Origin of the sequence: Dermabacter sp. (genome assembly GCF_032550575.1) — a bacterium.
GTDB classification, from domain to species: domain Bacteria; phylum Actinomycetota; class Actinomycetes; order Actinomycetales; family Dermabacteraceae; genus Dermabacter; species Dermabacter hominis.
On sequence record NZ_JAWFZC010000008.1, the window covers coordinates 28,031 to 40,700 of the forward strand.

Annotated in this window: 9 protein-coding genes and 2 pseudogenes; 8 read left to right on the forward strand and 3 right to left on the reverse strand. The window is 60.0% G+C overall.

The window, feature by feature from the left end:
- The 7 genes and pseudogenes from E6X30_RS08955 (at window position 1) to E6X30_RS08985 (ending at window position 8,461) form a co-directional block, all read left to right on the forward strand.
- The gene (locus tag E6X30_RS08955; RefSeq protein WP_016663570.1) at window positions 1-1,743 is read left to right on the forward strand and encodes an ABC transporter ATP-binding protein; all 1,743 of its coding nucleotides are present in this window, start codon (window positions 1-3) and stop codon (window positions 1,741-1,743) included.
- Window positions 1,744-1,757: 14 nt separating this feature from the next.
- Window positions 1,758-3,500 carry an ABC transporter ATP-binding protein gene (locus E6X30_RS08960; RefSeq protein WP_034371382.1) on the forward strand — a complete coding sequence of 581 codons (1,743 nt, stop codon included), beginning with the start codon at window positions 1,758-1,760 and terminating at the stop codon, window positions 3,498-3,500.
- A 273-nt stretch (window positions 3,501-3,773) separates the two neighbouring features.
- Window positions 3,774-5,001: pseudogene (locus E6X30_RS08965) on the forward strand (IS256 family transposase).
- Window positions 5,002-5,377: 376 nt separating this feature from the next.
- Window positions 5,378-6,735 (forward strand): annotated as a pseudogene (locus E6X30_RS08970) (DNA methyltransferase); the annotation flags it as partial.
- Between the two features lie 105 nt (window positions 6,736-6,840).
- Complete coding sequence (locus tag E6X30_RS08975; RefSeq protein WP_316336089.1) at window positions 6,841-7,065, forward strand: type IIL restriction-modification enzyme MmeI; 225 nt, start codon at window positions 6,841-6,843, stop codon at window positions 7,063-7,065.
- A 99-nt stretch (window positions 7,066-7,164) separates the two neighbouring features.
- The gene (locus E6X30_RS08980) at window positions 7,165-7,521 is read left to right on the forward strand and encodes a metalloregulator ArsR/SmtB family transcription factor (protein WP_316336060.1); all 357 of its coding nucleotides are present in this window, start codon (window positions 7,165-7,167) and stop codon (window positions 7,519-7,521) included.
- Window positions 7,514-8,461: a cation diffusion facilitator family transporter gene (locus E6X30_RS08985; RefSeq protein WP_316336061.1), complete on the forward strand. Its 948-nt coding sequence runs from the start codon at window positions 7,514-7,516 to the stop codon at window positions 8,459-8,461. The genes E6X30_RS08980 and E6X30_RS08985 overlap by 8 nt, the downstream gene beginning before the upstream one ends.
- 108 nt (window positions 8,462-8,569) lie before the next feature.
- Here E6X30_RS08985 and E6X30_RS08990 read toward each other — a convergent pair whose 3' ends face one another.
- Window positions 8,570-9,271 carry a hypothetical protein gene (locus E6X30_RS08990; protein ID WP_316336062.1) on the reverse strand — a complete coding sequence of 234 codons (702 nt, stop codon included), beginning with the start codon at window positions 9,269-9,271 and terminating at the stop codon, window positions 8,570-8,572.
- 90 nt (window positions 9,272-9,361) lie between these two features.
- Here E6X30_RS08990 and E6X30_RS08995 point away from each other — a divergent pair, with 90 nt between their 5' ends.
- Entirely contained in the window at window positions 9,362-10,303 is a 942-nt protein-coding gene (locus E6X30_RS08995; protein ID WP_316336063.1) for a restriction endonuclease, read from the forward strand.
- A 53-nt stretch (window positions 10,304-10,356) separates the two neighbouring features.
- Here E6X30_RS08995 and E6X30_RS09000 read toward each other — a convergent pair whose 3' ends face one another.
- Together E6X30_RS09000 and E6X30_RS09005 are read right to left on the reverse strand one after the other, a co-directional pair.
- Window positions 10,357-11,184, reverse strand: coding sequence for a phosphoenolpyruvate hydrolase family protein (locus E6X30_RS09000; protein ID WP_316336064.1), 828 nt, complete (start codon window positions 11,182-11,184; stop codon window positions 10,357-10,359).
- A 1-nt stretch (window position 11,185) separates the two neighbouring features.
- Window positions 11,186-12,427, reverse strand: a complete 1,242-nt coding sequence (locus E6X30_RS09005; protein WP_316336065.1) for a Tm-1-like ATP-binding domain-containing protein — start codon at window positions 12,425-12,427, stop codon at window positions 11,186-11,188.
- Window positions 12,428-12,670 lie beyond the last annotated feature (243 nt).

Sequence of the window (12,670 nt, forward strand, 5' to 3'; positions counted from 1 at the left end):
GTGAGTATTTCCGTCGCCGCACTAATCCGCCCGGCCAAGGGCGCGATGGTCCTTTCCGCAGTCCTCACAGCCTTCGGCGCTATCGTCACGCTGGTGCCGTTCGTCGCCTTACACAACATGGCCGCGATCTGGCTTGACGGGCAGGTGCGCACCGGCTGGACCGGAAAGCCGTGGGTTTGGGCCGTGATAGCGGTGCTTTCGCTGTTCGTGGGCCAATTGCTCTACCTGTTTGGATTGGGTGTCACCCACGAGGCAGAAGCCAAGCTCCGACATCGGTTGCGCGGCAATGTGGTCCAAGCGCTGGGCAGTTTGCCCTTGGGTAGGGTCTCGCAGGTGCCGCACGGGGCCATCCGCAAGATGGTGTGTGACGATACCGCAGCTATCCATACTCTCGTTGCGCATGTTCCCGGTGATGTCACCAACGCCGTGGTCTCGATGGTCGTAGGCCTCGGGTATCTCGTGTGGGTCGATTGGCGACTGGCGCTCGCGCTCTTTGGAACGTGGGCCGTAGCGATCATGATCATCGTCAGCACGACCATGCGCGGCTATAGCGATATCACCGAGCGATTCGGACATGCCCAGACCGCACTGGCCGCAGCCACCGTCGAAATGCTTGAGGGCATTAAGGAGATCAAGAATTTCCAGGCCACCGATGCGACCCGAACGCGCTTTAACGCCGCCCGCCAGCAATTTTCTGCCATCTCCTTCGACTGGGTTCGTCGCTCCGGCAGAGCGATTAGTCTGCTCGGTTCGCTACTGCGTCCAGCCACGGTCTTCGTCACGGTCGCGTTACTGGCGGCGCTATTCGTCGCGCAGGATTGGAGCACGCTGTCGGCGACGCTGCCATTCTTCCTGATCGCTCCCGGCATCCCGGAGGGGTTCACGGTGCTAGTCGGTCTGATGCAGCATATCTATGAGTCGCAGCTGGCGGCTCGCACCACGGCAGAGCTGCTTTCCGAGAAACCCATGCCCGAAGGCAGCCGCACCCAAGAAGAGGGCCCAAACCCCGGCCAAGTTGAGGTCTGTGAGGTTTCCTTCTCCTACGAGCCTGACGTGCCCGTTGTGCACGGTGTCTCCTTTACGGCTGAGCCCGGAACGGTCACGGCTCTGGTGGGCCCGTCGGGCGGAGGGAAGTCCACACTGGCCCGGCTGATTGCGCGCTTTTACGACGTCAATGATGGCGTGGTACGCATCAGCGGTGTGGATGTACGCGAGGCGAGTTTTTCGTGGCTACTTTCCCGCGTCGCGATCGTCCTACAGGACGTAACGTTGTCGAACGATTCGGTCCATACCAATATCGCGCTGTCGAAACCGTCGGCAACGCGCGCCGAGGTCGAGGCAGCAGCCCGTGCGGCATGCATCCACGATCGCATTATGCGTCTGCCCGAGGGGTATGACACCGTGCTTGGCGAGGTTGGTGGCTTCCTCTCGGGCGGTGAGCGGCAACGCATCACCCTGGCGCGAGCATACTTGCAGGATGCGCCGATCTTGATTCTCGACGAGGCCACCGCGCAAGCAGACCCCCAGTCGGAGCGTGCGATCCACGAAGCGCTCAGCACCTTGGCATCCGGGCGCACGGTGATCATCATCGCGCATCGACTCGCCACCATCCGAGACGCCGACCAGATCCTCGTGATTGAGGACGGCCACATCACTCAGCGTGGTAGGCACGAGGACTTGGTCGACCAAGCGGGGACCTATAGCGAGATGTGGCGGGCCCAAGAACTCCATTACATGGCCTAAGGAGAGACACGCTCATGTGGAAACTAATGATCAGGGTCGTCAACAGGGCCGAGTTGCGTACGTTGGTGGGCTGGTTCGCCTTCTCCGCTGTCCTACAAGGCATCACACTGGCGTTGATGATCCCCTTCCTTCGGGCATTATTCTCCCGCTCTGAAACCCTTGGCACCTGGCTCGTCGTCGTTGCCATCCTCGGCGCGATCACGGTGACGGTCGACACCTTCGCGATGTACCGCTCCTATCGGATCAGCGTCTATGAAGTATGCGATACCTTAATTGATCGCGTAGCAGATCATGTCTTGCAGCTGCCGCTTGGGTGGTTTAATGCTAAACGCGAAGCGGACGTGGCTAATGCGACATCCAAGGAGATCAACACCCTGTCGCATCTGGCATCAATGGTGATCCCGAACCTGTGCAACGCCTTCATCGTGCCGTTGGTGATGCTCGTTGCCACCGCATTCATTGAGTGGCCGTTAGCTGTGGTCATGGCAGTGTCGATCTTGCCGTTTATTCTCACGTGGCGGAAAATGTCGGCGGCAACAACCAGAGCCAATGACATGGAAGACCGTACCTCGGCCGCCGCAGCCGGCCGGTTGATTGAGTTCGCCAGGCTACAACCGGTGCTTCGAGCCACGGGTGCCTCGACGTCGTGGGACCCCGTACAAGAGACTCTGCAAGCCGACTCTGAGGCGACGTTGGCCGGGCTTCGGATCAAGGGCCGACCTGCCCAAGGATTCAACCTCATCGCTAACGTGACTTTCGCGGTGGTGCTCGCCTTGGGGCTGTCGTTCGTGACCGGAGCGCGTCTGGACCCGATTGCGTATCTGGTGATCGCGGCGGTCAGTGCGCGCATGCTGCTGCCGCTCACAAAAGCCGCGCTCTACGCATCTGAGGTCGATAACGCCGCAGTGGCGTTGCGCCAGATGGGAATAATCCTTGATGCCGCGCCACTTGCCGAACCTGATTCCGAGCAGGCACGGGAACCGCGTGGGACGTCGATTGAATTCCGAGGAGTGTCGTTTTCCTACGAGTCAGGCCGGCCTGTCCTAGACGATGTCTCGCTCACCGCCCCGCAGGGAGCAGTCACCGCACTAGTGGGGCCGTCAGGGGCCGGGAAGTCAACGATCTTGCGTCTCACCGCAAGGTTTTGGGATGTCGACGCCGGTAGCGTGACCATCGGCGGGGTGGACGTGCGCGAGATTCCAACCACGCGGATCATGGAGCTGACCTCGATGGTGTTCCAGGACACCTACCTGTTTGACACCACGATCCGGGAGAATCTGCGGATTGCGCGCCCCAATGCGACGGACGCCGAGTTGGAAGAGGCAGCTCGCAAGGCGAGACTTGATCGGGTGATTGAGGCGCTGCCTCACGGTTGGGATACCGAAGTGGGGCCTGCCGGGCAGAGCCTGTCTGGAGGTGAGCGCCAACGAGTGGCAATCGCTCGGGCATTCATCAAGGATGCTCCGATACTGCTGCTCGACGAGATTACCTCGGCGCTGGACGGCGAGAATGAATCGGCGATTAGCGACGTCATCAGTCAACTATCTGAGGGCCGCACTGTGATCGTGGTAGCGCACAGACTATCCACCATAGATAGCGCCGATCAGGTGGTCTTCCTCGAACCCTTAGCGGACGGTGCTATCGTCGCCGAAACCGGCACGCCTAAGGAATTGTCTAGTCGGCCCGGACGGTTCCACGATTTCGTGGCTGCCGCCGATGCGTCGTCTCGTTGGCAGCTGAGACACACCTCAGATTAGCGGACGCGGTCCCGGTGCCAGGCGCCAAGCCCTAAACCCACAGCTCGAATCGGAGTACCTCGACACGTTTGGCACACGTGGTGCTGTCGCGAACATGGCGCTAGTGGGATCATGTGCGAACAGCATCTCGCTGATGAGCGAGGGCGCTACTAATCACCAAGGGAGTTGAGTCCCTCATAGTGGTGTAGCGGGGTGGTCGTGCTGGACAGCAGGGCGGTCACCGCGTGATCCTCGAGTTTCGTCCCCTACAACTCACTCGCGAAAGGCCACACGATGACCGCTACCCATATTGTCGACCCTGCCGGGCTGCTTGGCGAACTGCTTGCCGAGGCGTCACCTGTTGCAGACTGTGATCAACGAGTTGCTGTCTGCGGATGCTGATGCGGTTGCAGGTGCCGAGTACGGCCGCCCAGATCCTGACCGACGGGCCCAGCGCAACGGCTACCGCCACCGGCTTCTCGATACCCGTGTTGAGACCTTGGACATCGCGGTCCCGAAACTACGCCAGGGCACCTATTTCCCTGAGTGGCTGCTGGAGCGTCGCAAGCGCGCCGAGTCCGCATTGATCACTGTTGTTGCCGACTGCTATCTCGCTGGAGTCAGTACTCGCCGGATGGACAAGTTGGTCAAGACGTTGGGAATCGACCGGCTGTCGAAGTCCCAGGTCTCTCGCATGGCCGCCGAGTTGGACGAGCACGTCGCCGAGTTTCGACACCGCCCACTAGGCGATGCTGGGCCGTTCACGTTCGTGACCGCCGACGCGTTGACGATGAAAGTTCGCGAGGGAGGTCGTGTGGTCAACGCGGTCGTCATGCTCGCGACCGGGGTCAACGCCGACGGGCATCGCGAAGTCTTAGGGATGCGGGTCGCCACGAGCGAGACCGGCCCGGCCTGGAACGAGTTTTTCGCCGATCCGGTCGCCCGAGGACTGTCCGGGGTCCGGCTGGTCACCTCCGACGCCCACCGAGGCATCGTGGAAGCGATCGCGGCGAACCTGCCCGGTGCCGTCTGGCAGCGTTGCCGCACTCACTACGCCGCGAACCTGATGAGCATCACTCCCAAGAGCTTGTGGCCGGCGGTCAAGGTCATGCTCCACTCCGTCTATGACCAGCCTGACGCCGATGCTGTTCACGCCCAGTTCGACCGGCTACTGGACTACACCGCCGAGAAACTCCCCGACGTCGCAGACCACCTCGATGCCGCCCGCGCTGACATTCTCGCGTTCACCAGCTTCCCGACCGAGGTCTGGCAACAGATCTGGTCGAACAACCCCACCGAACGGCTGAACCGCGAGATCCGGCGCCGCACCGATGCGGTTGGGATCTTCCCAAACCGGGAAGCGATTGTCCGGCTCGTCGGCGCCGTCCTGGCCGAGCAAACCGATGAATGGGCAGAAGGCCGCCGCTACCTCGGCCTGGAAGTCCTCGCCAAGAGCCGCCTCAACCTGATCACCACACCCACAACCACGACCGATGCCGACATGCCCGCACTCGCAGGCTAAAACCCCAAACGAGAGGAAAACGCCGTTACACCACTACAAGGGACTTGACCCCCAACTTGCTAAAAGCTTTGTAGTTGACTAGGAGTGCAGATGGTCGTCGGCCCACCTGCAAGAACGAATAGCAAGCGGTATCGTCTACAGGTAGAGGTGCTACCCGCATCATTTGTCGAGACCCCGCGTCTATTCTTGCGCGCGAGATCCCGACTGGTTCACCCCCTCTACGGACGCCAGCCGGGTAGTGACGTGCCAGATACTCAGCGGTACAGCAGGCTAATCTCCAAACGTCCGCGGCAGCCGGAATTCCCAGTTCATAGCCGGTAATGACGCTATCCGATAGCGCCACTCCGCACTGGGGTCTTGTATCCATCGTGACCGGTTGTGCGATCCGGCGTGTGGCTGCGGCAACTTCCTTATCATCGCCTACCGCGAGCTTCGCGCCCTCGAGCTGAAGATCCACGAGCGGCTCCAGGAATTGAACAGTGGCGGCGTTCAGCTGGACCTCATGGCGGAAGATCTTGTGCACGTGCGCCTTCGCCAGTTCCACGGCATCGAGATCGAGGAGTGGCCCGCGACAATTGCCCGCACCGCGATGTTCCTCGTGGAGCATCAGGCAAACCAGGCCATGAACCTCACTCTCGGCTATTCGAAGCCGATGCTTCCCCTCCAGGATTCCGCCCAGATCACCGTGGGCAACGCATTGCGCCTCGATTGGCGCGAGCTCGTGCCGGCGGGCCCGAACACGTTCATCATGGGCAATCCGCCGTTCATTGGGCAGTACACGAAGGCAGCGGATCAAACGGAGGATATGAAGCTCGTGTGGGGCGAGCTTTACGACGGTTACCTCGAGTACGTGACCGCTTGGTTCAAAAGTCGAGCGATTTCTTCCGTTCCGTCACTGGCGGCCGCTTCGCGTTCGTGTCCACAAACTCCATTGCGCAGGGCCAGCCCGTTCCCGCGCTGTTTGGCCCGCTTTTCGACGTGGGCTGGCGTATCCGTTTCGCCCACCAAACCTTCGCGTGGCAGAGCGAAGTACCCGGAAGTGCCGCCGTTCACTGTGTCATTACCGGCTACGACAAGCACGAACGCAGCGCCCCGCAACTGTTCACGTACGACAACGTCAAGGGCGAACCGCAGCAGGTTCCCGTGAAGCAGATTAATGCCTATCTCGTGGATGGGCCGAATCTGCTCGTGTGGAAGCGATCAAAGGCGTTGAGCCCGCAGCTTCCGAAAGTTGTTTTCGGCTCTAAACCAGCTGACGGGGGCAACCTTATCGTTGAGCCTGCCGAGTACGCCGCGGTCGTGGGAGATCCCATCGCAGCGAAATATCTACGGGAGTTTCGTCAAGGTCGGGAAGTCGTTCGAGGTCTTGATCGTTGGTGCCTGTGGATGGCCGATGAAGACTTCGAGCCGAGCGATATCCAACGTTCGCCGATACTGAAGGAACGGGTTGAAGCCTGCCGAGCGTGGCGGTCACAGCAATCTACGGGCGGTGATGCGTACAAGCTTCGTGATACTCCACATTTGTTCCGAGGGAACAAGCATCGCCCGCTGGTTCCGTACGTGGGGATCCCCGCTGTGGTTTCGGAAACCAGAAATTTTTACACCGTGCACCATCTCCCGGAGACAGTTATAGCCGGGAACCAGCTTTTTACTGCCGAGGATCCCGATGGTTTCCTCTTCGGAGTGATCTCCTCGTCGATGTTCATTACCTGGCAGCGTGCAGTAGGTGGCCAGCTTAAATCAGATTTACGGTTCTCGAACACGCTCGTGTGGAACAACCTTCCGCTTCCCACCGTCGAACCGGAACTGCGCGAAAAGATCATTGAGGCGGGCAAGGGCGTGATTGCGGCGCGTGAGCTGCACCCCGAGCGCTCTCTCGCCGAGCACTACAACCCCCTCGCGATGAGCCCGGCGCTTCTCAAGGCCCACGCCGCCCTCGACCGTGTTGTGGACAAAGCCTTCGGCGCAAAGAAGCCGCTCCACTCGAACGAGGAACGCCTCGCGCTCCTCTTCGACCGCTACGCCGAGATGACCGCCGCCGAAAACGAAGGCTCGCGGTGGTAGTGCTTTTGCGGGCGTCAAAGCGCGACTTTGGCGGTCGCGGCGGCTTCTGCCGATCGACCCTGCATGGCTAACATCGACTAAAGGCGATATTATCGATCTATGGCGATGTATATGGGTGAAGAAACCTCCCTCGAAGAACGTGAGAACTGGGTGACTCTCTTTAAGAGTCTCGCCGATAGTCATCGGCTTCAGATCATCCAGCATTTGCTGTTAGGCGAACACCGCGTGACGGACCTCGTCGAGCACGTGGGTCTTGCGCAATCGACAGTGTCAACGCACGTGGCCTCGCTACGAAAAAGTGGGCTCTTCGCAAGCCACACGCATGGCCGCGCGACGTACTACACCTTGGCGCATCCCGAGGAAACGAAGACGCTTCTCGCGGCGGCAAAGGCCTTCTTCGACGGCACCGAAAAACTGAGGCAAACCTCGCAGCCGGAGAGCACGAGCCATGACTAAACCATCCATGTCGCGCAGGCGCAAGCACTCTCACGAGGCACACGACCACAGCATCTCTGCCGACGCCGACCGCACGACTCTGTGGGTGGCCTTGATTGTGCTGAGCGTCTTTATGGTCGCCGAAGTCATCGTCAGCCTTCTGACTGGCTCCCTCGCACTGCTGTCGGATGCCGGGCACATGCTGTCCGACGTCGGAGCGATCGGGCTAGCGCTATGGACCATTCGCCTCGCCGCTCGGCCTGCCCAAGGGGCGTGGACCTGGGGCCTCAAACGCGTGGAAACCATCTCCGCCGCGGTCAACGGCATTACGCTCCTGATCGTGGCTGGAGTCATCGCTGTGGAGGCAGTCCGGCGTCTGTTCGAACCACCCGAGGTCGACGGTGGCCCCGTGCTCATCGTTGCCCTGGTCGGGGTGGTCGTGAACATCGTCGTCGCGTGGTTGGTTGCTCGCGCCAATCGCTCAAGCCTCAATATCGAAGGTGCTTACCAACACATTCTCACCGACCTCTACGGCTTCCTCGGAACCATTGTTGCCGCGCTCATCATCATGGTGACCGGGTGGACTTTTGCCGATGTCCTTGCGTCCCTTCTGGTGTGTGCCCTCATGGTGCACGCAGCGTGGAATCTCTTGCGCGCCGTCGGCCGAATTCTGCTCGAAGCAGCCCCGGAAGGAATTGACCTCGAGGAAGTCACCACCCACTTTCTTGAACTTCCCCACGTGCAGCGCGTGCATGACCTGCATGTGTGGAGCGTCGCGAGCGACCTGCCGGCACTATCAGCCCACATTGTTGTCGACGACGAGTGCTTTACCGACGGACATATTCCCGAATTACTCGGCCAAGTGCAGCATTGCGTCGCGGGACATTTCGACGTTGAACACTCCACCTTCCAGTTCGAGCCGCCTCATCACGGGTCAAAAGAACTCTCCGTTCACCCTTGAGCCGGCAAGGAGCACTGATCCGGCACTCTCCCGAGCAACGGAAGGGGTGCCTGCAAGCAAAGTTCCTCCTTGGCGAACGAGATGAGCGTGAACTTGAGTGCCTGGGCTCTATAGATAATCGCAAAAGTCCGCCAGCTCCTGGCCGACGCGAGAGATGTACGTCGGCAGCGCCATGCCTGTCATTGACGAGTAGTGAGTGATCCGAGCGACCTGAGTGCCATCTCCGCAACACTCCCGAAGTGCGCGCAGGGATGCGGGAGCATAGAGGGCCTTGTAGACCTGGGCGCCGAGCCCAACGATGAGCGGGTTCCGGCTACCTAGAGTTTGGGGTTCCTCGCAAAACCCGTCCACCTGCTCGCTGACGAAGTTGGTATCCCGTAAAAGCTTGCTGATGGGCGTTGACTCGCTGCTTCGGAACGGAGCGACTTTACCTCCCTGCATTTTTACGAGATCGGTGATGTAAGCACCTTCGAGTCCATTGGCTTTGCATGCATCACGGAGACGCCTATCGCTTGTGCGACCACACTCTTCATGAAAACTGGCGAAGCTTAAGCGATCAGTGACGGCGGTGATGCCCGCAGCTCTCTCGGCAAAGTTGAGGGCGACGAGTACAAGATCTGTGCGTAGCGAGGGGAGCTCGGTATCCAACTGTTGCTGGCTTCGCACTTCTCCAAACGTGCGAACTACAGAATCGAGCTTCAATAGTGGAGCGCGGATGGAGTCGGGGCTCCACGGAGATTCATTCCACACGGTCCAACTCCCACACAGCCCGTAGCGCGTGCGCATTAAGTCGAAGATTTGGTAATCCACTGACGAATCCCTCGAGATTAGTTCTTCAGTTAGTTGGCTCTGAGGGTAGCGTTGGAGAGGACTGGTTTTGAAATCGTTAGGACGTCCACCATGACTACCGACAATACCCCCACAATCGATGAGTTTCGGCCGGTGGTTTTAGCCGTTCTTGCTGACGGCAAAGTTCGTGGTTTTCGAGAACTATGTGAACTTGTCGCTGACGCCGCTGGGCTTACAGCTGAAACACGAGGTGAGCGGCTTGATTCCGGTCAGATGCGCTATCGACACCGAATCGGGTGGGCATGCTCAACCATGACTAAAGCTCGATTGCTTGATCGCCCTAAGCAGGCGATGTATCAAATTACACCCGACGGTCTGACGGTTGCGCGTCGCAATCTTCCTATTTATACCGGCAAGGATCTCGCGGAATGGGAGGCCTGGCGCGAGTATCAAAGCGAGGTCGCGGCGCGGCGATCGGCCGATGACACCCCTGCCGGTGCGGTTCCGGAGATCGAACAAGATGCCGATCCGGTCGAGGCCATCGCTGCGCGGTCGCGGGACTTTAACGCTCAGGTGGAAACCGATCTGCGCAAGCGTCTTCAGGAAAACTCCCCTGAGTTCTTCGAAAAAGCCGTCATCGACTTGTTGTGGGCAATGGGCTACGGCGGCGATTATGGCGAGAAGCAGCATGTTGGGCGCTCGGGCGATGGCGGGATTGATGGCATCATCCACCAGGATGCACTCGGCCTCACGAACGTGTATATCCAGGCGAAACGCTATGCCGACACCAACAGGGTGGGAGAACCCGAGATCCGTAACTTCATCGGCTCTCTCGATGCGCAGGGCGCAAACCTCGGCGTATTCATCACGACCTCAACATTTCTAGACCGAGCGAAAGTTACCGCTGCCGGTTACCGTCACGGGCGGATCGTGCTGATCGACGGCTTGCGCCTCACGAAGCTGATGCTCGCCTACGGCGTCGGCGTCGAGAAGGCCCACGAGTTCACGCTCTATTCCGTGGACGAGGACTACTTCGAAGAAGACATGCAGTAGAAAGGCCCGCCAAGCGTTGCCGCGCAGCGGGCCGAGAGGCAAGGGCAGAGCTCTTACTTGGAGAACGTGATCTGCGTGAACTTCTCCGTCTGCTCGCGGATGCCCGTTTCGGTGGGGAACCGCTCGATGGAGGAAGCGCCGTAGAAGCCGACGATGCCGTCGGTGTTATCGAGAATGTATTGAGCATCCTCGGGATTGGCGATCGGGCCGCCGTGGCAGAGGCACAGGATGTCCGGGTTCACGCTTCGTGCAGCGTCGGCAAGTTCCTGGACCTTTGTCGCTGCCTCTTCGAGGCTGAGCGCGGTCTGCGCCCCGATCGTGCCGGAGGTCGTGAGGCCCATATGGGGCACGAGAATATCGGCGCCTGCGGCGGCCATTTCTTTCGCCTGTTCGATGTCGAAGACGTAGGGCGAGGTGAGGAGATCAAGCTCATTCGCCATGCGAATCATGTCGATCTCAGGGCCAAAACCCATGCCGGTCTCCTCAAGATTGGCACGGAAAACACCGTCGATGAGGCCAACCGTCGGAAAATTCTGTACGCCCGCGAAACCGATCTCTTTGACCTGCTTCAAGAAATGCGGCATTACGCGAAACGGGTCTGTGCCGTTCACACCGGCGAGAACGGGAGTGTGCTTTACGACGGGAAGCACCTCGTTCGCCATCTCCATGACGATGCCATTCGCGTCTCCATAGGCGAGGAGCCCGGAAAGTGAGCCGCGGCCAGCCATGCGGAAACGTCCCGAGTTGTAAATGACGAGAAGATCAATCCCGCCGGCCTCCGCCGACTTCGCCGAAATACCCGTTCCGGCACCGCCGCCGATGATGGGTTTTCCGCTTGAGACTTTCGCGCGCAGCTGCTCAAGAATTTCCTTGCGGGACATGTCAGTTCTCCTTCTTTCCCGAATTGTTGCGAATAAGTTCATGGAGGCGCTCTGCCATTGCTCGACCAAAGCCCTCGTCGTTGACAGCGCATTCGTACTCATGAATGGGGACACCGCTGCCCTCGAGGTTTGTTTTCACAGCGTCAAAAAGGGCGGCATCTGCCTCGGGGTCATAAAAGGGACCGCCCTCAACATCGATGCCGCTCAAGCCTTTCGTGGGAATAAACAGCTCGCTAGGCCCCGTTGCGGCAGCGAGCTTTGTTCCAATGCGCCGACCGAGCTCTTCCGTTTCACTGCGGGACGTGCGCATAAGAGTCACCGTAGGGTTGTGCACGACGAACGTGCGCCCATCGAACTTACTCGAGACCGTGTCCTTCGGCCCAAAGTTCACCATGTCGAGAGCGCCAAGGCTCACCACCTGAGGCGTGCCCATCCGCCCCGCCATCTCAAGTCGCTCAGGGCCAGCGCTGAGCACCCCGCCCACGAGATCATCGGCAAGCTCTGTTGTCGTCAGGTCACAAACACCGGCAAGCAACCCAGACTCAATAAGCTTCTCCATCGCGCGGCCGCCCGCTCCTGTCGCATGGAAGACGAGCACCTCATACCCCAGCTCAGTGAGGGTCTTGCGGGCTTCATCCGCGGCCGGCGTCGTGAGTCCAAACATCGAAAGCCCCACGAGTGGGCGGTGCTCGCCGGAGGTGCTCGTGAGGCGAGCTTCGTAAGCCTTCGCCATTCCTGCGATGCCCGCCGCGGCGTTACCGAACACCATCGCCGAAATCCGATTCACCCCCGCGACATCCACGACCGAATACATGATGGTCGTGTCAGTTTCGCCGACATACGGAGAAACGTCGCCCGAGGCCATGGTCGACACAAGCAACTTCGGAAAGCCCACCGGCACCGCCTGCATCGCGGGTGCCGCCACAGACGAACCGCCCGAGCCGCCGACAGCAAGAATGCCGTGAATACGCCCCTCTTCCGCGAGCTTCTGCACGATCTTTGCGGCGCCGCGGCCCATGACAGCCATCATTTCGCCGCGGTCGCGGCGCTCCCGAAGTTTCGCGGCATCCTCGCCGGCAGCGTCGATAACCTCGTCGGAAGAAACATCCGCGAAATCGGCCGTGGAAAATGAGCCGACATCGACGGCGAGTACTCCCACCCCAAGTTCCGCAAGGTGCTCCTTCAACCAGGCATAATCCTCGGCCTTCGTGTCGAGCGTTCCTACTAAAGCGATGGTCGTCATCAGGCACTCCTTCGTCTTCGACTCACTCCACGCTACGCCTCGGGCTTGTGTGCAGAGTAAAAAGGGAGTGGCTTCTTTGAACAAGAGGTTTAGCCGTGATCGTAAAGGTTGCCGAAGCGAGGTTGCAGGTGATACCGAAGTGAGAGAAGCGGAAAGCCATCATCACGAGGTTCCGGCCTAGCTCGAACCTTCGCACCGGTTCTGAGAGGCGGCATGCCGCGGCGTCTCTTCATCGACCTCATG

Excerpts from the sequence above, each read along its gene's own strand:
- E6X30_RS08960 (WP_034371382.1), top strand. The coding sequence starts at position 1,758 with ATGTGGAAACTAATGATCAGGGTCGTCAACAGGGCCGAGTTGCGTACG.
- E6X30_RS08980 (WP_316336060.1), top strand. The coding sequence starts at position 7,165 with ATGGCGATGTATATGGGTGAAGAAACCTCCCTCGAAGAACGTGAGAAC.
- E6X30_RS08985 (WP_316336061.1), top strand. The coding sequence starts at position 7,514 with ATGACTAAACCATCCATGTCGCGCAGGCGCAAGCACTCTCACGAGGCA.
- E6X30_RS08995 (WP_316336063.1), top strand. The coding sequence starts at position 9,362 with ATGACTACCGACAATACCCCCACAATCGATGAGTTTCGGCCGGTGGTT.
- E6X30_RS09000 (WP_316336064.1), bottom strand. The coding sequence starts at position 11,184 with ATGTCCCGCAAGGAAATTCTTGAGCAGCTGCGCGCGAAAGTCTCAAGC.
- E6X30_RS09005 (WP_316336065.1), bottom strand. The coding sequence starts at position 12,427 with ATGACGACCATCGCTTTAGTAGGAACGCTCGACACGAAGGCCGAGGAT.